Annotated in this window: 11 protein-coding genes; 6 read left to right on the forward strand and 5 right to left on the reverse strand. The window is 47.6% G+C overall.

All coding sequences use genetic code 11. From position 1 onward, the window contains the following. Positions 1-5: 5 nt before the first annotated feature. The gene (locus tag BUQ91_RS08040; protein ID WP_139299712.1) at positions 6-1,925 is read right to left on the reverse strand and encodes a S8/S53 family peptidase; all 1,920 of its coding nucleotides are present in this window, start codon (positions 1,923-1,925) and stop codon (positions 6-8) included. A gap of 359 nt (positions 1,926-2,284) precedes the next feature. Continuing rightward, positions 2,285-3,922, reverse strand: coding sequence for a fumarate hydratase (locus BUQ91_RS08045; RefSeq protein WP_073318735.1), 1,638 nt, complete (start codon positions 3,920-3,922; stop codon positions 2,285-2,287). Positions 3,923-4,367: 445 nt separating this feature from the next. Between BUQ91_RS08045 and BUQ91_RS08050 the strand changes: the two genes are divergently transcribed. The 6 genes from BUQ91_RS08050 (at position 4,368) to BUQ91_RS08075 (ending at position 22,065) form a co-directional block, all read left to right on the forward strand. Beyond that, complete coding sequence (locus BUQ91_RS08050; protein ID WP_074208802.1) at positions 4,368-5,096, forward strand: hypothetical protein; 729 nt, start codon at positions 4,368-4,370, stop codon at positions 5,094-5,096. 300 nt (positions 5,097-5,396) lie between these two features. Further along, positions 5,397-11,801 carry a glycoside hydrolase family 9 protein gene (locus BUQ91_RS08055; protein WP_074208962.1) on the forward strand — a complete coding sequence of 2,135 codons (6,405 nt, stop codon included), beginning with the start codon at positions 5,397-5,399 and terminating at the stop codon, positions 11,799-11,801. 66 nt (positions 11,802-11,867) lie between these two features. After that, positions 11,868-17,726, forward strand: coding sequence for a glycoside hydrolase family 9 protein (locus BUQ91_RS08060; RefSeq protein WP_074208803.1), 5,859 nt, complete (start codon positions 11,868-11,870; stop codon positions 17,724-17,726). A 108-nt stretch (positions 17,727-17,834) separates the two neighbouring features. Next, the gene (locus BUQ91_RS08065; protein ID WP_072826898.1) at positions 17,835-20,126 is read left to right on the forward strand and encodes an ATP-binding protein; all 2,292 of its coding nucleotides are present in this window, start codon (positions 17,835-17,837) and stop codon (positions 20,124-20,126) included. Next, positions 20,126-20,500 (forward strand): response regulator, encoded by a 375-nt coding sequence (locus BUQ91_RS08070; protein ID WP_072826897.1) that lies wholly within the window; start codon positions 20,126-20,128, stop codon positions 20,498-20,500. Before BUQ91_RS08065 ends, BUQ91_RS08070 begins: the two co-directional genes overlap by 1 nt. 8 nt (positions 20,501-20,508) lie before the next feature. After that, entirely contained in the window at positions 20,509-22,065 is a 1,557-nt protein-coding gene (locus BUQ91_RS08075; RefSeq protein WP_074208804.1) for a sigma-54 dependent transcriptional regulator, read from the forward strand. 24 nt (positions 22,066-22,089) lie between these two features. On the opposite strand, the gene BUQ91_RS08080 is transcribed toward BUQ91_RS08075, so the two are convergent. The 3 genes from BUQ91_RS08080 to BUQ91_RS08090 all read right to left on the reverse strand — a co-directional run bounded on the left by BUQ91_RS08080 (position 22,090) and on the right by BUQ91_RS08090 (position 25,960). Further along, complete coding sequence (locus BUQ91_RS08080; RefSeq protein ID WP_074208805.1) at positions 22,090-23,142, reverse strand: class I SAM-dependent rRNA methyltransferase; 1,053 nt, start codon at positions 23,140-23,142, stop codon at positions 22,090-22,092. A gap of 124 nt (positions 23,143-23,266) precedes the next feature. Beyond that, complete coding sequence (nrdR, locus tag BUQ91_RS08085) at positions 23,267-23,710, reverse strand: transcriptional regulator NrdR (RefSeq protein WP_072826894.1); 444 nt, start codon at positions 23,708-23,710, stop codon at positions 23,267-23,269. A gap of 174 nt (positions 23,711-23,884) precedes the next feature. Further along, on the reverse strand, positions 23,885-25,960 hold the full coding sequence (locus BUQ91_RS08090) for a transketolase family protein (protein WP_074208806.1): 2,076 nt from the start codon (positions 25,958-25,960) through the stop codon (positions 23,885-23,887). Between the last annotated feature and the right edge of the window lie 118 nt (positions 25,961-26,078).

A 26,078-nucleotide genomic window follows, 5' to 3' on the forward strand; every position in this document is an offset into this window, starting at 1 on the left:
AACGATTACGCAGCCAAATCAAAGCCCAAAATCATTTGGCCATAATTTTCAGCTTCATCATCATCTTCATAAAGAACGATACGAACTACGATATAATCAGAATGTGCGGTAAATGCAACCTTTTCAAAGGCATTTGAACCATCAGCAGAAAAGTCAGCAGCACTAGAATTGTTTCTTGTATCAATATTATTCACATCATTACCTTCATAAATATAAAGGTCGAAATCTTGAGGAATCTTGCCAAGTTTCGCAATATCATCACCACTGCTCAACCATGAAATTGCAGCCCTAACATATCTTGTCGTAAAATCAGAAAGATTTACAACAAATCGTATTTCCTTTTTATTAGAACCACTATAATTTTTCATCAACTTATTCACATCACCAATCCAGAAACGAGAATCATGCATACATCCATAATTTGGATTTCCTCGTCCCGGCAATAAGCTGAAATAAGTAGGAGCATTAGAAGCACTAGCGCTCGTCAACAACACAGATTTGACAACTTCAGGATGTCTACGATAAAACGCATTGGTTGCCAAAAGATCAGAAACCATCCCTGCAGTATAAGCAGCAGCGGCTTCAGTACCGTCATAATACGGATCTTGTGCAGAAGTTGCCCCTGATGCAGAAGTATACTTTCTACCAATATCAGTCTTCCTTTCACCTTCATCAAAATAGAAATGGGAGTAATTATAAATTTCCGGTTTTGCAGAACCATTCACATAATCAGGATAAGTAGACTGTGCGTTACATTTGCCAATCCCTTTTTTGCAATACCTAGGAGTATTAGTAGGCGTATAAGCTGTAATCTTTTTTGTCGATTGATTAATAGCACCAACTGTAATAGCGTTTGCAGCATGGGCTTCATAAACAAAGTTCTTATTATTTGCAGATGCATTTCCGGCAGCTACAATTTCTACAGTACGATTATCATATATGAAGTTATCTAAATTTCGAGCAGTACTTGTATAATACAGACCTTTAGAAGTGCCTCCTTGCTTACCTTTACGGATTCGAAGACCCATATAAACGTTATCGTCTTCATAATATTCAGAAGAACCGATATAGACATTCGAATTTTTAGATGAATTCTTTATAATTTTATATGCTTTCGACACATCCATTTCATGTCCAGGGACAAAATTATAACTGGACGATGGTGTCTGAACATATTCAATGTAATCATTATGAGCCATCTTAATTGGCGTTGCATACGAAGGCATGTAAATACCAACTTTAGACCATTCAGGCAGCCATTCAGAATACGGTTGATAATCAATAACCCAACCATAATCTAAGCTATTTTGGTCTCCATACCAACTTTCAATGGACAATCTAGAAGAATGAGTTGCATTTCTTCTTATTGGTGCAAAATTACTATAATAGAGTTGTTCGCCATCTCCATAAGGTGATACTCGTTTTGGATTCGAGAAATTGAAATTATACTTAGATACGTCATACCCATTATTAACTGTATTTGAGTTCATATCCGTCTTACGAACAAAAGACGTAGCAGACGATCTAGATATATTTTTAAAATAACGATTCGACTTATCTATAAAGCCTTTTTCACCATCATACAACTTTTTTCCATAAGCTACGGCCGCGCTATATACAGGATTTGGATTGTACACTTGCAGATAATAGTAATCATCATTGTGGTTAGACCAGCCACGACTAAAATAAGCGCCTTCCATAGCTTTTGCATTTTTCAAAAGGCCCGATGCCCTTTTTGCAAGCGCATGATTTTCCAATGACGAACCAACTTTTTGTTCATTCTTCTTAATCTTGGAATAATCTATATCTCTATAGACCATCGGCGAGTTCATTTTACTGCCACGGCGGCCAAGAACGTCATAGTTCATAGAAGCTGCGAACGCCCCTACACAGCCAACAGCCATAATTAAAGTTAACTTTTTCATATATCTCCTTTATTTGAAGTCAACGAAATATAAAAACTTCAATTGCAACTTTATTTACAATAATACTACAACTTTTATATAAAATAATCAATTTACCTTATACTAACAATTTATACAAAATATCATGACATATAAACAAATTAATAACAAAACAAATTGCAAATTTCATTATTTTATACACAACGTTTCATTTATCATCATTTTTTTCACATCATCTTTTCAGCTTATCATAAAACATACAAGTCATTAAATAAACTTCTTATATATACAAAAGCGCCCCGCAAGCTCAAACTTGCGGGGCGTTTCTGTTTAGATCCTTCGACTCTGCCCTACGGGCTTCGCTCAGGATGACAAATGTGTTAGATCAAGCCTTCGAAGAAGTTGTTGCCCTTGTCATCCACGAGGATGAATGCGGGGAAATCCTTGATGGTGATCTTGCGGATGGCTTCCATGCCGAGTTCCGGGAAGGCCACGATATCGTTGGACAGAATGTTCTGTTCGGCGAGGATGGCTGCCGGACCGCCGATAGAGCCGAGGAAGAATCCACCGTACTTCTTGCAAGCGTCGGTCACGTCCTGGCTGCGGTTGCCCTTAGCGACCATGATCATCGAAGCACCCTTGCTCTGGAAGCGCATCACGTACGGGTCCATACGGTTAGCCGTCGTCGGGCCGAAGCTACCCGTCGGCATGCCTGCCGGGGTCTTGGCCGGACCGGCGTAGTAAATCGGGTGGTCAGAAACAACCTTGAGCACGGTCTTTTCTTCGTCCGTGAGTTCTTCACCGCGTTCCTGCTTGTCGAAGATTTCGGCAATCTTGGCGTGGGCCATGTCGCGGGCCACAATCATCGTACCCTTGAGGGAGAGACGCGTCTTCACCGGATACTTGGTGAGGTCGGCGAGAACTTCCTTCATCGGACGGTCGAGGTCGATTTCAACTGCCGGAGCGAGGTTCACGGCATTGCCAGCCGGGATGTAGTTTTCCGGATGGTGTTCCATCTTTTCGAGCCAGAGGCCGTTTTCGTCAATCTTGGCCTTGATGTTACGGTCAGCAGAGCAGCTCACGCCGATAGAAACCGGGCAGCTTGCAGCGTGACGCGGAGCGCGAATCACGCGAACATCGTGCACAAGGTACTTGCCGCCGAACTGGGCGCCAATGCCCGTCTTCTGGCAGATGTGCAGAACCTTTTCTTCCATTTCGAGGTCACGGAAAATACGACCACCTTCGGAACCGGAAGTCGGAATATCGTCGAGGTAGCCGCAGCTAGCGAGCTTCACCATGTGCGTGTTCATTTCGGCAGAGGTACCGCCAATCACGATAGCGAGGTGGTACGGAGGGCAAGCTGCAGTACCGAGGGTCTTCACCTTTTCGGCGAGGAACTTTTCCAAGGACTTCGGGTTGAGGAGTGCCTTGGTCATGGGCCAGTAATAAGTCTTGTTGGCAGAACCACCGCCCTTGGCGACGAAGAGGAACTTCATTTCGGCACCTTCTTCGGCGTGGATGTCGATCTGGGCCGGGAGGTTGCAACCGGTGTTCTTTTCTTCGTACATCGTCAAGGGAGCAATCTGGCTGTAGCGAAGGTTCTTGGTGGTGTAAGCGTTGTAGACACCTTCAGAAATCGCTTCGGCGTCATCAAAGCCCGTCCAGACCTGCTGGCCCTTGTGGGCAACGCAGATAGCCGTACCGGTGTCCTGGCAGAACGGGAGGATGCCCTTGGCGGCAACGCAGGCGTTCTTGAGCATGGTGAGGGCGACAAACTTGTCGTTATCCGAAGCTTCCGGGTCCTGGAGAATCTTGGCGACCTTGGCCGTGTGAGCCGGACGGAGGCAGAATTCAACTTCTTCGAAAGCAGCCTGGGCGATCTTGGTCAAAGCTTCCTTAGAAACCTTGAGAATCTTCTTGCCTTCGAATTCGGCGACGGAAACGCCATCTTTACCGAGATTTACGTATTCGGTAGTATCTTCACCGTGCTGGACGGTAGCTTCGTATTTGAATGCCATAGTAGTTTGGGCGCCAGAGGCGCAGTTGATAGTTAAAGGACAGGTCCACAGTCATTGGTCAATAGTCATTAGTTTTATTTAGGCGCCAAAGGCGCAATTATATCTAATAACCAATGACCAACTACTAAAAACCATATTTCGTTACTTTCGGCTGTAAAAATAATTCTTTCCACTGAATGTTACAAGTACTTTTGCAATAGACTGCAGAACTTAGTTACTAAGAGCCTTCGGCATTGTTACTAGTTAATAGAGAACCCTATTTTAAGATATTCTCGTAACTCAAAACTTGGGACTAGTAACTCATCTTATCCCCCGATTTCGACCATTCATCCCCCTTTTTCACATATTTTTTGAACTTTTTTACTTTTTTTATGACCAAAATCACATAAGATGTATTATTTTTGATAACGAAACAAAAAACTCATTTTTATAAGAGGATTGAATAATGAAAAAGATTCTGCTCGCCACGATGATTTCGGCAGCTATGGTTTTTGCAGCTCCGGCAGCAAAAACGGTTAGTAAGGCCGCCACAGCAAAGAAGGCTGTTGCCGCCAAGGTAGAAAAAGCAGCCGAAGCACCGGCCGCCGCAGAAGCAAAGGCAGCAGAAGCCACCGCCGCTGCTCAGACGCAGGCTGCAGCAGCTACTACTGCAGCACAGGCTCAGGCTACTGAAGCAACAGCTACTGCAACCCAAGCTGCTGAGAACACCGCAAATGCAGCTCAGGCTCAGGCAACTGCAACCGCTGACGCTGCACAAGCACAGGCCGCTGCAGCACAAGCTCAGGCAACCGCAGTAGTTGATTCCGCAAAGGCTCAGGCAACTGACGCCGCAGCAGCAACGCAAGCCCAGGCCGCAGCAACCGCAGACTCCGCTAAGGCTCAGGCACAAGCTGTCGTAGACACCGCTAAGGCTCAGGCCGCTGAAGCAACTGAAGTTCTCGAAGCCAAGGCTGCCGAAGCTCCTGTTGACTCCGCCGCTCTCGCCAAGGCCGAAGAAGAAAAGAAGGCCGCCGAAGCAGAAGCTCAGGCAAAGGCTGAAGAAGAACAGAAGAAAGTCGAAAACGAAACCAGCGGCACCGCAAAGTCTGCAGTCATGGACAATCCGTGGGAATTCATCGCTGTTTCCGCAGCATTCATCGCTTCTGTCCTCGTTATCATCTTCACTGGGGACTAATAAGCGATTCTAAAAACGCTTTGTTAAAGTTTATAGACCGCCCGAAAGGACGGTCTTTTTTTTTGAACAATTTAACTTTTGTAAACTTTTCAAAACACGGAAATTTTGAAAAAACAGGACCTAAAAAGTCTATATACTACACCCCAAGAAAAAAACGCAAAAATGGAGTATAATTTGAGAACAAAAAAACATTTATCCCAAAACTTTTTTTCATAAATAATCTATTTTATCTTTTGAGAGATTATAGCTAGAGGGCAAGACTTGTTTTGCCCGCTTTTTTGGTTATACAAAGGAGACAAAGTGAGTATTAAGAAGTTTCTGTTAGCATTGTGCGCAGCCACGACCGTAATGGCTGAAGATCCAACTCCTTATGAATTGCTTCGACCAGTGTTCCCATTAACATGGGATAGTACGGTATTTAAGGATTTCGACACCACTGTTACGAGAAAGCACAACGTTCTGCCGAAAAAACTAACTCCTAAAGAATATGCGCCGAACGCGATGATTCCTGATACGCTTGAACAAGCGTACTTGGACGCCATGAACGTCAAGATTTCCCCGATTCGTGTTAACCAAGCGGGTTATTTGGAAAGCGACCCCGAGCGTCAGTTCTATTACGTCGGTAACGAGACCACCTTTGAAGTTGTCGATATCGACGGAAAATCATTTGTACCAGCATTCACAGGAACACTCAAGCCTACAGGCAGCACCACATCATCTGATTGGACAATTGTTGCCGGTACAAACGCAGCAACAGCAGACCAAAAGCGTTATAAAGTTACCACATCCGGCCCTTCCGGAAAACTCATGTTCGGTAACATTCCTCAGAACGTGCCTACCGAAACCCGTCTCCGTATCAAGGTTGGCAACAATATTTCGAGTACATTCATCGTCTCTGAAAAAGTTTACTCCATGGTAAAAGATGCAGCGCTCAAGTTCTACGGCATCAACCGCAGCGGTTTTTCCGAATCATGGTTCCGCAATCGCCTAAAGAGCCATACGAAAGATGGCGGTGGTCTAGTTATAGATGGTCCATTAGATGCTGGTCGAGGATATTACGATGCATCCATGGCAGGAACTCTCGAAGGCGGTTACTACGACTGCGGCGACCACTTGAAGGAATCACAAACCCAGATGTATGCCTTCATGGTTATGGCTTTGATGGCCGCTGCCAATCCAGATGTTGACGAAGACCATTACGCATTTAACCAAAGTATCACCTCCACCACAGATGCTATCCCGGACATGCTCCGCGAAGCTAAACACGGAGCCGACTTTGTACTCCGTTCTTTCAAACGAGCAAAAGGCGTTGTTGACGACATGGCCCTCTCTATCGGTAACTACGGAACAGACCATGGCTGGTGGGGCCTCCCTGAAAACCAAGACTTTTTGCCTGTAGATACGTCTACAATTGCAAGGGACCGCGGTGGTCCAGCTTCAAGGCCGGTCCGTCTCGCAGAAATCGGTGCTAACGTTGGTGGCGAAACAGCAGCAGCACTCGCTTTTGTCGGCAAGATGTATAAGGACTATTTCCCCGAATACAAGGTTTTTGCAGATAGCTGCATCATGGTTGCCGAAAAGATGTACGATTTCGCCAAGGCTTTGGCACAAGGCAAAAACACCTATGATGGCGGAAAACAAATTGTTCACAACAAACAATTCGCTATTTCGTCTCCGGCATATAACGGAAATAACGAATTTGTAGATGACATGGCACTTGCATCCGTAGGCCTTCTCTACGCTACCGGCAAAAAAGAATATGCCGACGACATGATTCGAAACAAGAACATGTTCAAAGAGCAAGTTATTTCCCAGAATGGAGGTCCAGTATTCTTCGAAGGTGGTTGGTTTGTCACGGAAAACCAGGGATTCCTCAAGAATACAAAGAACACAAGCTGGGCAAACTCCTATGCCTATGCTCTTTACGCCCTCTATAAGTTAATTCTTGCAGACAAGACTAAAGCAACGACTGAATACGGCCTTACAGAAACTGAATGGCTAAACGCCGTCGAAGACTGCATTGCCAACATGATTGTAAACCTTGGCGATATGCGCTATGACGAAGGTGTTACAGAGACATTCCAATTCCCGAACGTCCCTAACATTTGGAAAAACAGCTCTGTTACTTACGACAAGATTTGGTACACGATGCACACGGACCAGACCTGGATTTACAACCGTTACCGCGCGGGCGACATTTTTGAAGTTCTTGCCTACGCCGAAATCGCAGCAGATATCGAAAAGAAAGGCATAGCACTCCCTGCTATGGGCACCCCAAACTGGAAAGCTGCCGAAGCAAAACAATTCGGAATCAACCAATTGAACTACTTGCTAGGCGTGAACCCATGGGATATTTCCTTTATCATGGGCGTTGGCGATAAGAACGATGCCCACCCACACCATCGTGCAGCCAACCCCGAAGGTAAAAACGTTCCCGGAGCAAACTACGTCTATAAAGTTCCTATCGGAGCCCTTTATGGCGCAGTACCTCCGAACCAGCACATGAATGGCTCTGGAGGAAATGCCGGCGGAGGAACCCTTTCTTGGGAAAATTATCAAATGTCCGAAGTCTGTATTGATGCAGCAGCAACGCTTGTCAGTACGGTTAGTCTTGCATCACAAAAAATCGACAAGACCGCTGCTCCAGACATTGACGTTGAAATCCGCCATGTGAGCTTGGATTCAGCCATCGTGACCGTCAAACTGACCCAACGCGGAACAGCTACAATTTCTTACGGCACAACCGAAGGCCAGTACAATCTGACGGCAACAGACGGAACCGCAGGCGTTCAGCATAATATCGTTCTCCGTGACTTGCAACCAGGTACTACCTACTATTTCTATGTCACAGGAGCTAACGCATACAAGCCTGAAAATACAAAGACCAAGTTCCGCGTCGATAGCACCCAGACTCCATATAGCTTCATGACGCTCCCCAATCTCGAAGACGCAAACATCGTGAATGTCACGGTTTGTAACGTCACTGCCGACAGTGCCGAAATCATGTGGTACACCCCCAACGGCGAATACGAATCCAAAGTTTACTGGGATACCATACCGCACTCTACGGCTGCAGAATTTGCATACAACACCGGAGCCGGTAACGCAGACGTCGCTGGCATTCCGACACAATTCCACTATGTGAAAATTGGCGGACTTAAAGAAAGCACGACCTACTACTTCATGGTCGAAAGTAACGGAATCATTGTAAACCTCAACGACAAGGGCGAACTTCTTAAATTCAAGACTCCTGTAACCTGGTACGACTTTAGTGTTCGTGGCTACCAATACATTTTCTCCGACATGGACTTCTTGAACCTGAACATTTACAACAACGAAGCAAGACCATTCGACAGCTTGACGCTCCGCCTTTACTTCACTGCATTGCCAGAAGAAGTTGACAGATGCGCAACCTTGATCGACTCCGATATCTGCTTTGCATACGATGAAGGTGGTTTTAGCGTTCCGTGCGAAAACGACCGCGAACTCAGGGACTTGATGAGAGCCGCGTTGCCAGTCCGCCTCGACGACACTTATGACCCGGCTACCGGTAAATATTCTTACTACTTCCCGGCCCCGCTCGGTTCTACCGTTATCAAGTCCCAGTCCCGCCTCCGCGTAGACTTCGGCTTCTCTTACGGTATTTCGAACGATGGTTACAAGACTTGCGAAACATTACGTCAACCCGGCAAGAAACGCTTTAGCAAGAACTCTGGCGACTGGTCTTGGCGCCCGCATAGTTACTTGGAAGATGGCGCCGATTACGAAGGCATGCCTGTATATGCCAAAGATTACGGCGATATTGACGTCAATGTTCCTATAGATCCTTATATTGCCGTTTATCGTAAAGACCAGTTCATCTGGGGTAACAGCCCGTCCAAGAAGGAAATGGAAACCAAGAGGGCTAACTACAGAATGGACCTCAAGTTAGACGCTCCGTTCAACCTTTCCAACGGTTCCCATATCAATATGGACCAGCCGAGCAGCATCGTCCACGTCAAGGGTCGAGTCAAAATTACCGAAGGCGGCTATGTGACAAAGATTTGGGCAAATGGTGTTAAAGTCACCGGCGAAGTCTTTGCAGAAGGAACCGATAGATGGATTCTGAACGAAGCCGGAACAGATGTCGTCGCAAAGTACGATATTCCGACTGACGAATGGGTTCTCGATATTCCTGTGAAGATGACGATCGGCAGCAATAAGGTCGACGTGACTATCTTTGCAGGCCCAGATCCAACATGTGATGCTTGCACTGAAAATGGCGGTTGCGCATTCGAGAACAGAACATTCTATGTGGAATTCTCTAAGGGCGATGCAACAGCTTCTATCTTGGTTCTCAAAGATGCAACAACAGGCACTCCGGTCATAAGCCCTGCTGCACCTGAAGGAACTACATTCATTATCGATTTGAAGGACGAAGACAAGAAGAAGACCAACCCCCAGACTCTCGAAGTTCAAGTCCTGAACAACAAGAAGAACGACATTCTCAAGGTGACCTTGACGGCTGACCCGGCAACACCGGGACACTATGTCAGCGCTCCGATTACCGCAATCAGCCACAGCAAGGAAACAAGGAACCAGACTTCTGAAATATCCTTCTTCGCAGGCGATACAATCGTGGTCACCTATATAGACCCGAACGACGAAGAAGATATCTCTAAGTATTCCTTCTTTGCCGAATCCAAGATCCCGTCGCCGCAAGTCGCTCTCGCCGAAGACAGCAATTGCGACAACAAGGCAGACCAGCTGAGAATCAAGTTCACGAACAAGCTTACTGAAGGCTACACACTCGACAGTATCCGCTACTTTATCGAAGGTATGGCAGATACAGTCAAGCTCCCGCTTGTTGCAGCCAACTATGCTGAAATGAACGAAATTCTCATCGCAATCGACACAAGTCTTATCCAGACCAATGCTAATCCGACAGGCAAGATTACGACTTACATTACCGACAAGGGAACCGCAAACGCAGAATTCATCAAGATTTCTGATGGCATCCTCCCCACTCTCGTAAGCGTATCTATCCTCGAAAAAGCAGACAACAGCGATCTCGACACCGTCATGATTGCATTCTCCGAACCCGTCATCCTCTCGTCTGTAAACGAATGGCCGCTCGTTATCGCTGGTACGGTTGGAGTTCCGACAGTTGTCGGAGCTGCTTCCACGACAAACAACGGCAAGACCTGGCAGCTGGTTATCAGCGGCAATGTCAACAATACACTCGTTCCGGTCGGAGCTTTGGCTAGCGCAAGAACCGCAGGCGGATTCACAATTACCGACCAGAACTTCAACCAAATTAATCCGCTGGGTTGCAACCCGAGTGTGCCTGTAACGCTCATTTCTCGCCCAGTCCCGATTTACTATGCAGAAATGGTTGACAAGGAAGGCGATGGCGTTCCGGACTTGGTCCACATCATATTCGAAAGAAAGCTCAAAAACAAGGATGTATTCGACAGTATCGTGACGATTTGGGGCAACCCGGGCATCACCCGCAGCTTCGTTACTACAGCAGATACATCTACCGGCGTAATCGTTCCGAAGGAAGCTTACTGGACCATCCGCGACTCTGTTTCGGCACCGTTCCAAGTCCAAGTCGATTCCGTCACAGTAAAGGATTCTGTCAACACCTATAGCATTATCGATATTACCATTCCAGCAACACACGCTTATCCATACGGCTCTACAAGCGGTGACAAGGACGGAAATGGAACAATTTCGCCGATGAAGGGCGTTGCAAACGGATTCTTCGAAACAAACTTCACATTGTACGACAAGTGCGCTCCGGTTATTTCTTCTGCAAGAATGATCAATAACGGAATACTCAACGTCAACATGTCTGAACCGCTCAACATGCTCGCATCGGGCAAATATATCCAGCGTGAACGTGACGAATACATTCCGTCTGAAATTCCGCAGGGTTCCGGCAGATCCTACATCTTCACCTATAACGAAAAGGATAACGTATTCCACGCCGGAGACCGCGTACGCCTTGTTCCGCAGACACTTGGTTCGGCTTATATCGACAAGAACAACAACGTGCCGACAATAGATAACCCCTACGTGCGCATCACCGGTGATGACAATGTTCGCTTTACGGTAACGCTAAAGGAACCTGTTGCTACACCGAAGGTCGGTGCTAACATCGGCCGTCCGGAACAAACGCAGAACGATGCATTTGTAACATCAGCAGTAATCAACGGCAAGCGTAACTTTATTAGTAGCAACGGGACATTCCTTGGTCAAGTGGATGATGCCGCTTACGTTAGCTCGGGTCCGAGTTTCGAAATTGAAGTCGTGATGCCTTCCGCAAGTTTCATAACACACGAAGGCTTAGCGATGTACGATTTCCACCTGAAGATTGTCACGGATCTCTACGATAACATTGGGCAGTATATCAACACTTACACGCTTGATATTCCGAAAGAAAACTTCGCAACGATCAGAAGCTTTACCGATAATGGAACCCTCAAGCTCAACGTCGAATGGGCCGCTAAAGACAACGAAGCACCAGTCGCCAAGAAGGGTCACAAAATCGGAACCGGCGCTTACATCGCTAAGTTTGACTTCACTGCAGAACCGTTCTGCGCAGCCAAATTCGATGAAGCCAACAACGATTACAAGGCCAAGTGTTCTGAAATCGGAGCTAAAGTCGGTAGAGTAACCAGCAACAAAACAAAGACCCTCGGCTTTAAGAGAAAGAAATAACAAAACAACAGCCCCAGGATTTAACAGTCCTGGCGGCTCTTTATTTTTAGAACAAAAGATAAACGTATGAAAAAACTATTCAGCATTATTTCGTTACTAGCACTGTTCTGCATTGACCAAGCCGCTGCAATACCTGCCGCAGAGCTTCCGAATATCGATAGGACGTGTACAAACTGCGACCGTCGATACTTGGACTCTATCAACGTCTACAACAGGCGCCCTATTCGCGTCAACCAAGTCGGTTTCAGACCTCAGGACAACAAGTACGCCTATGTTGCCGATACCAAGGAAACGACGTTCAAGGTTATCGACGCTAAAACCGGCAAGGAAGTCCCTGGTGGCGGGAACCTGGAAAAACTTGGAGTTTATCCAAAGCCAAACATATGGGTCAATGGAGCATTCAATTCCCTCGAAAGCGTCTATATATTCGGATCAAACGATTCCATCGCTTCGGGAACAGAGACCCTTTACAAAGCCGACTTTACACCGCTCTCGACAACGGGTGAATATTTCATCGTCATCGGAAACGATACATCAGCAACGTTCAACGTTCATCCGTCGATTTACAACGCCATTATGGAAAACGCGCTGCGCTTCTTCGGAGCACAGCGTTGCGGAGATACCGATTCTTGGTTCCATGGCGCCTGCCATTTGAAAGACGGCTCCGAAATCGGGCATGACCTCACCGGCGGTTGGCATGACTGCGGTGACCATTTCAAGGTTTCCGAAACCCTCGGCTATACCGCTTATGCGCTAGCAACAACATACATTGTCTACAAGGACAAAGCCGAAGACCGTTACGGCAAAACCTACGCCGACACATTCCCGGACGGCATTCCCGATATTCTCTACGAAGCAAAGATTGGTGCTGACTACATTTTCAAGCTCTACAAAGCGTCTAAGGCCGACAAACTCATAGATAAAGGCGACATGTACCACTCCATCGCCGTCGGTAGTGAAGACCACCAGTTCTGGGACGTTCCTGAAAAACAAGATGCACAGCCCCAAAGCAAGGGTGGTCCGCATCGCCATGTTGCTAAAGGAATTGGAACGGCATCCGGCATGTACATTGCAGCCCTTGCCTATTTCGCCATGGGTTGGAGCGAATTCGACCCCGTTTACGCCGACTCACTTGTAGAAGCCGCAAAGGATATTTATGCTAAAGTGATGAAGCCCGTATCTCCGACCACCGTCAACAATAGCCATAATTATAAAAATACAGAAGAACTCGGAGGATTTTACCCCGGTGGTTCTAGCGAAACGAACATGATTGACGATGCCGCCGCAGCAGCTCTTGCCTTGTGGTACGCCACAAAGGATACGATTTACCAATACGACCTCTACAAGAACACAGCTATCAACGACAACGCGACCAACTACTTCTACAACAACGAACCTAATGACGCAGGTCCGTATTTCAGAGCAGGTTACCTCGGTCTTGTCAGCGGCTTCTATCCGGGTGGATGGATGACGGACTTCGAAAACGTCCATTCTTATGTGTTATTCTCGTTCGTAAAGCTCATCCTTAAGGACAAAGAAACCGCGCAAATGTACAATGTGGGCGAACTGGAACGCGACACGCTTATCCAGCGCGCTACAAACGCACTCCGTCGCCTTACGGATGACGGGTCTGAAGGAGATGTCACCATTTACGAAAACCGATTCGGAAGCGTGACAGCAACAAAACCGTACAATCTTGTGTGGACCTCTAGCAACTGGGGTTTCAACCGTTACAACATGGGTGCCGCAAACGCCATCTTTATGCTCTCGGAAATTACGTCCGGTGCAGAAAAAGAAGCCTACAAGAACCTTGCTCTCGATAACATTTATTACAACATGGGCGCAAACCCCTGGGATATTTCGTTCATGATGGGTGCGGGCGACAAGAACTCGAACCACCCCCACAACCGCGCTGCAAACCCGGACGGCTACAATGCCGGTAGTATGCCGTACAAGTACAAATGCCCGAAGGGCGCTCTCATGGGTGGCCGCGCCCCCGACAAGACTTTGCTTGAAGACTGGAGCGATTATACGGCAACAGAAACCTGTATCGACTTCTCCGTGCAGCTCCTGATGCCGGCACAAAGCTTTGCAGAAACACTCCCGCCGGACAACGAAGGCCCGATATTCAGTAACATCATCGGAACGCCTATTACGGAAACTACCGCAGTTGTCAGCTGGGACGCCAACGAAGTTGCAACGGTAACCGTGTTCTATAACACCACTCCGGATGTAAGCACCGCAAAATCGGTCCAGCAAGAAAAAGCCTCCAAAGGCGGCTCTGTAACGCTTAAAGACCTTGTCCCTGGCCAGACTTACTACTTCTTCCTCGAAGGCATGGACACCAAGAAGAACCTCACGACGGATGATAACCATGGTTACTGGTACCAATTTACCATGACCCCGATCAGCACGACAATCAAGGGCGTCACCATTTGCCAGGTGGATCACCGCAGCGCAAAGATTTACTGGTGGAGCACCGACCGCTTGAACGGCATCGTGAACTTCGGTAAGGCCAAGGGCCAATACACTTCGTCCGTTTCTGCAAATGGTGGCGCAGTGCTCTTCCACGAAGCTGAACTCACAGGACTCGAAGCAGGCACAACATACTACTTCACCGTTTCTTCGGGCACAACCACATCCGATGAATATTCGTTCACCACAGAAAAACATGCCACATACGCAGACTTTGACATTTACTTGAAACCGAGTTCTTACAGTAGCGATGCTAGCTGCAGCAACTGGCAAGATTGTCACGCATTTATCTTGTCCATTGCAAACAACGATACCGTTCAATTTGAAGATTTTGAAATTCGCATGTACCTCAAGGATTCAAACCTTGCTGCTCTTGGTAACGCCCATCAGAACTTCGGTGGCGACGGTCAAATGGGCAAGGCAATCAATGTTACATTTGGAGCCGCACAACCTGATGGCTTTGGCGGATACTATCTGCCGATTAACGTAAAAGCCGTTCTGGAAGTTTCAGGACAGTTGCTCATTCAAATCATCTTCAAGGATTACAACCCTGCCGTACCGACAGTAACCTTCAAGGACATCAAAGGTTCCTGGTCTCTGCGCGCTCACACGGATGAATCCGATCCTGAACATTTTGAAGGCATTGACTTGACTCAAGCCCCCTACTTCAAGGGGTCTGAAACGACCTTCCTCGAAACCAACTCCAATGGCACAAAGGTCATCGCCTTTACACGTGACCCCTACATAGCCGTCTATTATCACGACAAGCACATCTACGGTTACGGACCGGACTACACACCGGAAACAGCACCGCAAGTCAAACGCACGATTACAACAAACTTTACAAGTCCGTTCATAAGCCCAATCCACTCTGTTGAAAAGGTGGATCCGCTCACGACATACGCTGCAACAAGTACTGTTGCGCCGACCGGTCTCCTCGATGCCGTGGAAATGAACAGCAACCCCTATCCGTTCGCATACGCAACGGCAAACCGTACAGACGCCATTGTGTTCGGTGGCGATACGACTCTCGCCTACGGCAACAACTACATGGAATGGGTCACCTGGCACAACAGAAATGCAAACCAGAAGGCCGATAACAAGTACGATTGCGCATGCTCTATCGTACGCTCTAACGTCGAAATCGACAGTATCACCAAGCCGCTCGAAAAGCGTTACCTCGTATTCGACAAGCCAACCATTACCGGTTATAAGGACAAGTTCGTCGAAGTCCAGATTTCGCTCCTCGATAGCAATCTGGACGTTATCACGGAAGAAAAGAGCTTGAACATCGATCTCATTACAGCAGACCCAAATGTTCGCTTCTACACCGACCCGACGGCAACCATCCCGGTAACAACAGTTACGCTCTACGATGGCGTCGCAACAATTTACGTCAGTTCCGATGTAGCCGTGAAAACGACGATTTCTGCTACACACGGCAATACGGCAGATTACGCCTATACACCGGCTACCGCCGAACTCACCATCGAAGAACTTCCGCCTTGGCCGATTATCGATGTCGCAAAGATTGTGGACTTGAACTGCGACCATATTCCTGACGCCATGGATATCACGCTGTCCTCGGAATACGCAGAAAATCAGTCTTTCGCTTCTATTTCGTTCACCTACGGTAACGAAACCATCGTATCAAACAAGGTGAAGTCTTTAGCAGGCAAGTCTCTCATTGTTGAGATTTCTGTCCCACAAGAAATCATGACAAACGCAACAGGAAAGATTACGCTCGAAAGTACAATCCAGGGTGCATCAAAGATCGTCGACGACATCTACTCCGATGGAATTTCGCCGGCACTGCTATCTGCAACAATCCTCGAACGTCAGGATACTTCGACAACCGATCACCTTTACTTGCAATTCAGCGAACCGATTTCTGCTCCGGGTACAAAATTCCCGCTCGTCCTTTATAGCGCAGATGCAATCACCCCGGTTGCGATTCCAACAGTTGTCTCAGCTAAGCTCTATAACGAAGCCAAGAACATTTGGGATTTCGAACTCGCCTATGATGCCGGAAACGGATCTATGGTAACTGCCGGCATGTGGGGTCAGCTCGATGTAACAGGAACAATCACCGACTTGAACGGCAACGGAGTTGCTGGCATCTGCACACCGGAAAAGGTTCAAATCCTCCTGAAGATTTTGCCGATTCCGATGACATACGCCGTTATCACAGACAAGTTCCAGAACGGTTATGCAAGCCATGTCGATGTTACATTCCAAAAGCCGCTCGACGAAAAGCATACGCCAGAAAAGTTGGAAATCATCTTTGGTATGGCAAAGCCCGAAACACTCACGGTTGAAAAGAGCAAGTTCGTATTCATCGGAGAAAATCTCTCCATTGACCTTGAAAAGCCATTCCAGTTCGGTAATACCGCAGGCAATTACGAAGGCTCCCTCCCAGGAGGAAAGGTCCTTACGAACGCAGGTCTTGTGACACAGTACCTCGGAACAGGTGCTGCCGCCGAAACGAATACGGTTCTTGCCGAAGATAAGGTTGGTCCAGTCTTTGTTTCTGCAACAATCAACCAGACGGCAACCACCGACATCTTAAGCATTGTCGCAAGTGAACCGCTTGTCATTGCCGACGAAACACAGCAATTCTACAGACATAAACGTGCAGAAAAGCAGTCCAATGCGTTCAGCACCAGTTTCACGAACTGGAACTTTATGCAGTATAACGCAGGTATCACGCTCATCTACACAGGTGACCTTGCCGGCACCGTGATGGAAGGCGACTACGTCAGAATGGGTTCTATGATGACAAGTACCTTCAAGGATGCAAACGGCAACTATCCTGAATTTGAAGTACCTTGGATCCTTGTCAACGGTAAGGGAACCCCGGTCATCAAATACGATGTCAAGCTGCGCGAAATCGTCAATGATGCAAACTCCATCAACCGCTCGAAGGTTGATGTAGCCGAAACAATGCGCTTCTATATCAAGAATCCGACAACGAGCAAGTTCGACCTCATTCAGAACGGCAAGATTACGCTTGCAGGAATCGACTCTGCCGACATCAGCGGCGCCATCTTCGACGTGAAACTCACCGTACCGCGCGGAGCCTCTTATGGTGAAGAATGTGCTTGGGACAATCTCCTCGTCAGGTTCAATATTCCTATTTACTCGAACCTCGGAAGCTTTGTCAACCGATTCCACAACTCCTTCAATGTTGATCCGAAGCAATATCTTTCTGCCAACAACATGGTTGAATTTGCTATCGAATGGGCAAACAAGGGGCCGTCGGGTATCCGCACCAAGGAAGACAGGGCTGTGGGTACAGGCGCATACATTTACAAGGCTGAGATTGATGCAACATTCTCGCCGAACATGAACAACCCCGAAGTAAAGAGCAATGCCAAAACCATCAGCAACTTCTCGACAAAATCTTCGTTCGAGCAGAGAAAGACTTTTGGCATAAAGAGAACAAAGTAAAACAAAACAAGTGATTGGGAAAATATGCAAGAGAGTCTATTTACAAACTCACCCTACGTCATTGCACTATCTGTTATAGCGTTAATCGTCGTATGCTATTTTCCCATCATGCTTGGACAAAAAACGTCCGTCAAGCAGCTTCCGCAATCCATTCACCAACTGGTGATTATCAGCATCTTTTGGCAGGCGAGCAACTTGATTGGCGATATTTTCTTTAGCGGTGCAGACTTTGTCGCAGGAACAAAAGCTTACACGGCAAGGCAACTTGTTTTTGGCGCCGCAGCTCTTGGCTGGATTCAATTAGGAAATGCGGTACAGCATACTGCAGAAATAAGCCTCAAGATCAAACGAAAGAACGGTTGGAAGCTCATGAACATTATCGGAGCTGCCGCCGTTATCATTTCGACTTATCTATTCATTAACAACAACTCGTTTATTCCAAGCCTAAACTTTTTTGGATACAGGCCCTTTGCTGAAAGACCTGTATTCAGTTTTTATTCTTTGTTATTCTGCATTTTTGTACTCCCGAACATTATCATCACAGCATACGTTTTTCTTCGCAATATCGTGCAATCTAGCGATACGACACTTCCCCATCAAGTCAGTATCTACATGCTTGCATCGTTCGTATTTTTCGTAACGCTTGCTGCTCTCTTTGATTTTGTCATTCCCATTTCTACGAAATTCAACAATTACGATCAGTTCCTCAAATGGTCGCAGTTTATCTCGGTATTCCTTGCGATTCTTTCGGGACAATACTTCACATCGGTTTCGTTTAAAAACAAAAGCGCTTCTTGGTTTTTAGACAAACTAAGAGAAAAAATGGTCGATGGACTTTTATACTACAATTACAAGGGCGAAATTCAACTTGCAAACCCGGCTGCATTAAACATTTTGCACACGACGCAAGAAGCGTTGCACAATAAAAAAGTATCATCGATTTTCCCGCAAATTACAGACCCTTCAAGAGAATCGACTTACAACAAAATAAGAGTCAAGATTGATAACGAAGACCATATCTTTAACGTCTCCATTTTTGAGATTCGCCAATCACTGACAACAAACTACAACGTAGCCTTTTTTAGCGATGTTTCGAATACGTTGCATTATCAGCAAATTATCAAGAACCGCGATGAGCAGTTTAAGGAATACCAGCTCGACCAAATTCGCTATCAGGAACGTTTGAACATTTGGAAAAAGAAAGTCGATGAAAGTAAATACTTCCTGGATACGCTTATCAGTACACTACCCTTCCGTTTTTGGTCCAAGAACGAGCAAGGCGTGTTCATGACGCAAAACCAGACCGACATCAAGAGTCGCGGAAACTTATTGCAAACATCAGAACCCGACAATAGAATCTTGCCGGAAGAACTTCTTGCGCGAAACGAAGGCGAACCGCAGAGTTTTATTTCTTACGAGCGAATCAAAAAGCCTACTGGAAATTTGGAAGACGAAGATACTGTCGAAATTTTGAAGCAAGATGAATACAATATGGAAGTGCGCAAAGGGCAAGCCAAGGATATCATGATTTTCGAAAACATGTTTATCCCGATTATCGCGCCGCGCAAGCCGTATAAAATCATCGGCATCAAAATTGACATTACCAATGAAAAGCGACTCGAAAAAGAACGTGACATGTTGCAAGAACAAAAGCACATCCATTCGAGACTCGAAGAATTGGGAACCATCTGCGGTGGCTTTGCTCACGACTATAACAACATCCTGGGCTCGCAAATCGGGTTCTGCGATCTTGCACTCGAAGTTCTCGACAAAGACAACCAGGCATACATGTTCATTCAAGAAGCGCGAAAGGCCGCTACACGCGGTAAGGAATCGCTCGAAGAACTTTTGAACACCATCCGTGGAAAGACATCCGAAAAGGACAAACTCACAGAATTTGCACCATACATGATTATCGAAGATGTGGTGAAGAAACTCTGGATTACCCTCCCTCCGAACGTGAAGGTAAAGGCAGACGATATAGACAAGAACATCCGCATTGTCGGAAACGTGTCGGCACTCGACCGCATTATCAGCAACCTTGCGAACAACGCCATCTTTGCCATGAAGGAAAATGGCGGAACGCTCACAATTGCTTTAAAGCGTGAAGTGCTCACGGAGCCTCTCATTACGCCATACGCACCACAAATTGATGCGGGCACTTATGCGAAAATAATCGTCGAGGACACAGGCACTGGTATGGATACAGCCACCCTCGAACGAATCTTTTCACCGTTCTTTACGACCAAGGCGCCGGGCGAAGGCCTCGGTTTAGGCCTGTCTTCGGCATTAAGACTGCTAAAAGAAGGCAATGCAGGCTATACAGTACAAACAACCTTGGGCGAAGGAACTATTTTTAATCTATATTGGTCTATAAGAAACGAGAAAATGGAGGCTTAATGTCTACAATACTCATCATTGACGATGACGCTCAGCTCAACCTCATGTTGAAGTCTGCCCTGGAATTGAAAGGTTACACTGTCGATACTGCTTGCAACGGTAAGAAGGCTAAGTCGCTTTATCAGAAGAATACCTACGATGTAATTATCACCGACATCATTATGCCGGAAGGTGACGGATTTGAAGTAGTTCTTGATCTTCGCCGCATGGGCATGAGTGACCGTACGATCGCTATTAGCGGTGGTGGACGTACTTCTGCCGAAGACTACCTTGCAACGGCACAGCATTTCGATGTTGCCGCAATTTTCAGCAAGCCGCTGGATCTCCAGCTGCTCCGCAACAAAGTTGACGAGATAATCAAAGCTCATTCGTAATAGCATAAATGATGAATATCCTGATCGCTGATTTTGATCGGAAATTTGTCGAGGAGCTACAGCGCAACTGGTCCACTCCCGGAACGAACCTCCTGGTCTGCTCCGACGAAAAGACTCTGATGCCGCTTATAAAAAAGACGTCGATAGACCTTGCGTTTATCGAGGTTCCTTTTTTAATGCTCGACAATATGGATTTAATCAGCTATTTGAAGGAACGTCAGCCTGGTATCGAAATTTTCGTACTGTGCGACGACCGCAATTGGCAAGGTGCTGCAAGTGCCATTACACGCGGTGCTACAAGTTTTTTGAAGAAGCCGGTCACGTTATCACTTCTTGAAAACACAGCTAGCAAAATCCAAGCTCAACAGCAAAACAAATCCAACACGCAGCTGATGGAATCACAAGTGTTGGATAGCCTTCTCGGTGACACTCCCGAGATGCGCAAAATCTTAAAAACAGTATACAAGGTCGCTCCGACCAACAGTACCTTGCTCATAACCGGTGAGTCCGGTTCGGGCAAGGAGTTTTTGGCAAACGTCGTTCACCGCTACAGCAAACGCGCGAACGAACCGTTTGTGCCCGTGAACTGCGGAGCCATTCCCGAGAACCTCGTCGAAAGTGAACTATTCGGCAGCAAGAAAGGTTCTTATACCGGTTCTACCGCAGATAAAAAAGGTTTGTTTGAATCTGCAAATGGCGGCACGCTATTCCTCGATGAAGTCGGCGAACTGTCGCTTGCAACGCAGGTCAAACTTTTACGTTTCTTACAAAGTCACGAAATCAGGCGCGTGGGCGAAACAGAAGCCCGTTATTTGGACATTCGCATTATCGCGGCTACAAACCGCGATTTGCAAAAATCCATGCACGAAGGACGGTTCCGCGAAGACCTTTACTACCGCTTGAATACGTTCCACTTGCAACTTCCGCCGCTTCGCGATAGAAAGCCGGTCATTCCGAACTTGATACGTTACTTTATTCTAAAAAATAAGGAGGCGCAGGGTAAGGAAATTCACGACCTTGAACCGGCGGCTCTTTACGCTCTTTCGAAGTACCCCTACCCCGGCAATATTCGCGAACTCGAAAACATCATGGAACATGCCATAGTGCTTTCGGAAGGTGGTGTCATCAAGCTCGAAGACTTGCCAGAATATGTGCAAGTAGAAGCACGCGAAAAGACCGTTGCAATCCCGCATATCAAGGATGATGGCGGCTACAAGGAAAGTGCAAGCGAGCCTGTACGCGACATAATCGAAGAAGTTGAGGAAAACGAAAAGTCTGCCGAGAATCCGATTGGAAAACCGATTCATTTTGAACCGATTTCGGGCAAGACGGATAACGCAGGGCTTTTAACGCATAATCCAACAAAGTACTTGACGCACAATCCCGAGCCCGTTGAGGAAGAAATTCTTTCGCTTGACGAATTGGAACGCAGGCACATTTTGCACGCCCTCAGCATTTGCAAGGGCAACAAGACCGAAGTCTGCAAAAAGCTCGGAATTAGCCGCGCCACTCTTTGGCGAAAGCTCAAAGAACTCAAAATCGAAATGGTCGGCGGAGAAGATTAGCGCGGTCGAAAACTGCGCAAATTCCTACACTTCTACGAGAGTTGCAACAAGGCAAGAATCTTTCGTAGAACCGCTACCGACAAAGTCTACGTCTTGGGATTTTTTCCAAGACGTTTTTGCATTCGGGTGCACAGAAGAAACTGCGGCGAGAACATCGCGGGCAAAAACGGACAAATTGAATTCGCTGTAATTGGAACTCACCATGAAAAATCCGTTTAGATTCAGGAGCGTCGCGCAATCGGCAACAAGCGGCATCAAGTGTTCACGCACGTTAAAGTTAAAGCCCTTGAAACGCGCAAAGCTCGGCGGATCAAGTACGATACCATCAAAGCGGAGCCCTTTCTTTTGAGCCCAATGCACGTATTCGATGGCGTTACCGCGGAAGAACTCTCCTGGACGCAAATCGAGGTCGTTTAAGGCATAATTTTCACGCCCCTTATCGAGAATTTTGCCGCTGATATCGGCGTTTGTAGCGATGGCGGCTCCGCCCAAGCGCGCATGAACCGAGAAACTGCATGTATAGCTGAACAAGTTCAAAAAGCGGAGGCCGGGTTGCGCGGGATTCTCGAGATTAGCCGAGTCAGCGAGATGCGACGAAGATGCGTTTGCGAATTCAAGATTCGACGAAGATGCGCCGGACATAGCGCGGAAACGTTCTTCGACCTCGAGGCGCACATGACGCATGTCTAAAAAAAGCCCCGGATTAATCGTATCAAGCAAATCTACATGGAATTTGGCATGGCCTTCACGCACAACACCTACAGCATCTTCGCGGGAGCCCAAAACAACGTCCATAGGAGCGTTTTCGAGCGATTTCCCTGCACTAGAAAGGCGTTCCTTCGCAACGACGCAGACAGGCTTAAAAAGGGCCGCCAAAGCCTCGACAATTTCGGTCTTGCTCGTCAAAAGCTCCGGTCCAAAAAACTGCATCTGGTAACGGTCACCAAACTTGTCAATCGTAAGTCCCGGGAAACCGTCGGCGGCGCCGTTCACAATGCGATAAGCATCTGTAACATCAAATAACGGGGCTCGCTTTTCGAGCGCAATCGCTAACTTGTTTTTTAAATCAAAAGCCATAAACAACAAGGTTACAGGTTGTAGGTTATAGGTTTTAGAAGAAAAATCGCGCTTCGCGCATCATCAGAGGCGGCTCTGCCGCAATTATAATCCTAAAACCTAGCACCTAATAGCTAAAGCCTACCTATTTATCCAGCGTCTTAATCTGGTCGACAAACTCGCCTACTTCCTTGAATTCACGATAAATGGAAGCGAAGCGAACATAGGCTACAGCATCGAGTTTCTTGAGTTCCTGCATAACGAGGTTACCGATCTGGTCGTAACCGACTTCAAAGCCTTCGGACATCTGCAAGGAATTTTCAACACGGGTCGCAAGCTGTTCGATATCGTCAACAGACACCGGACGCTTTTTGCAAGAGTTCATGATACCGCGCAAAAGCTTTTCGCGCTGGAACGGTTCACGTTCACCACTGCGCTTGATAACAGTCAACGGCTGAAGTTCGATATATTCACGGGTCGTAAATCGGCGACCACACGCAAGACATTCGCGGCGCCTACGAATCGAGGTTCCGCTCATGCGACTATCGACAACTTTGTCGTTATCGTTCTTGCAAAAAGGGCAAATCATGCATTGAATATAGCACTTTTTAAGGGGAAAGTGCACAAAATCACAATAAAATTACATATTTAGCCAATAGTTGTTAGTCAATGGTCAATAGCAATTAATGGAAGTTGCTCAAAAAAGGAGATCCCCGCTCAGAGGCGGGGATGACAAAGAAAAGGGGCCGCGAGGCCCCGATTTTTAAGCGTTAGCTTTCTTGAAGTCTTCGACGTTCTTGGCGTATTCAGCGAGGTATTCCTTGGCAGCTGCGGCAACAGCTTCTGGAACGTAACCGAATTCCTTTTCGAGGACGCCTGCCGGAGCAGAAGCACCGAAGCGTTCGAGACCGGAGACCTTACCGAAGCCACCCACGACCTGGGCGAACAAGAGCGGAAGACCGCTGGACTTTGCAAACACCGGAGTCCACGGAGCGATGATGCTGTCGCGGTAAGCCTTGTCCTGCTTGAGGAAGAGAGCTGGGCTGATCATGGAAACCACGCGAACGGCCTTACCTTCGGCGCGGAGGAGTTCAGCAGCCTGGTGTTCGAGGAGAACGTCGCTGCCGTTTGCAACCAAAGTAAGTTCCGGCTTCTTGCCAGCGGCAGTGTTATCGCTAACAATGTAAGCGCCCTTGCGGCAAGCCTTGGCAGCTTCGTAGCGGTTGTCACCCGGAAGAGAATTTACGACCTGACGAGTGAGGATGAGAGCCGTCGGGCTATCGTTGTTTTCGAAAGCCATTTCCCAAGCAGCGAGCGTTTCAAAAGCGTCTGCCGGACGGAGTACGAGCATTTCGGCCTTGCCGTTTGCCTTGGTGAGACTTTCGAGCAAGCGAATCTGCGTTTCATGTTCGATCGGCTGGTGCGTCGGGCCGTCTTCGCCCACGCGGAAGCTGTCGTGCGTAAACACATACTTGACCGGAAGGCCCATGAGAGCAGCCATACGGATAGCCGGCTTCATAAAGTCACTGAACACGAAGAACGTTGCGCAAATCGGATAGAGACCGCCGTGGAGAGCGATACCGTTTGCAATAGCGCCCATCGTGAGTTCGGCAACACCGACCTGGACAAATGCACCCTTGAAGTCGTTAGCGCGGAAGATGCCCGTCTTGTCGAGGAATGCCTGAGTATTGTCGGAGTTCGAAAGGTCAGCAGAGCTGCAGATGATGTTGTGATAATTTTCGGCGAGGTAGCCAAGAACTGTACCGCTCGTGACGCGAGTTGCAACGCCTTCCTTGATATTGAGCTTGGAGAGGTCGATCTTGAGACCCTTGCCCGAGAGCCATTCGTTGAGGGTTGCAGACTTTTCGGCGTTAGCCTTGTCCCAAGCAGCCTTGGCCTTCTTCCATTCGGCAACTTCCTTGCGGAGTTCGTTAGCGCGGGCTTCAAAGCCAGCCTTCACGTCATCAAAGACCTGGAACGGATCGTCCGGGTTACCACCGAGATTCTTGATCGTAGCAGAAGTAGAAGCACCTGCGGCATTGAGCGGCTGACCGTGCGTAGAGACTGCGCCTTCGTAGCTCTTGCCGTCTTCGGCGATTGCGCCCTTGGCCATCGTGGTGTGACCGTAGACGAGCACCGGCTTTTCGGTTTCGGCCCAAGCAGCCTTGAAAGCCTTGCGGAGTTCTGCAATGTTGGAACCGTCACATTCGATGACGCGGAAGCCCCAAGATTCGTACTGCTTCACGAAGTCGTGGTCCATCACGTCTTCGGTCTTGCAACTGAGCTGGACCTGGTTTGCGTCGTAGAAGAAAATGAGGTTCGAAAGCTTGAGGTGACCAGCAATACGGCCCACGCCGTATGCGATTTCTTCTTCGAGGCCGCCGTCAGAAACGAGGCAGACCGTCTTGTGTTCGAGGATAGAGCCAAAGCGTTCGACCATGAAGCGTTCGGCGATAGCACCACCGAGAGCAATGCCGTGACCGATACCGAGCGGGCCCGAGGAGTTTTCAATGCCGAGGGCGACATCGACTTCCGGATGGCCCGGAGTGCGGCTGCCAAGCTGGCGGAAGTTCTTCACGTCTTCGAGCGTAAGACGGTTCGTGAGGACGAGTTCAGAGTAGAGGAGCGGGCTCATGTGACCCGGATCCATGAAGAAGCGGTCGCGAGCCATCCAGTTAGCGTCGTCCGGATCGAAACGCAAAAATTCAGCAAACAAAAGCGTAATAGCGTCGGCGGCGCCCATGGCTCCACCCGGATGTCCGGACTTGGCCTTCTGCACCATGGCGGCAGAAAGGATACGGACGTTGTCAGCTGCTTTTGTAACTAATGAATCTTGCACGGTCTAACCCCTTTAGAGTTTTGTTTTTACGCGGCAAATTTAGTTTTTTCTTGCGAAACTCTCAAGGTATATTGTCAAATGAAAAGCCCAAAGCAATAAAAAGTTATATTTTCGCAAC

It is taken from the genome of Fibrobacter sp. UWB11 (genome assembly GCF_900143015.1).
In the GTDB taxonomy this organism is placed as follows: Bacteria; Fibrobacterota; Fibrobacteria; order Fibrobacterales; family Fibrobacteraceae; genus Fibrobacter.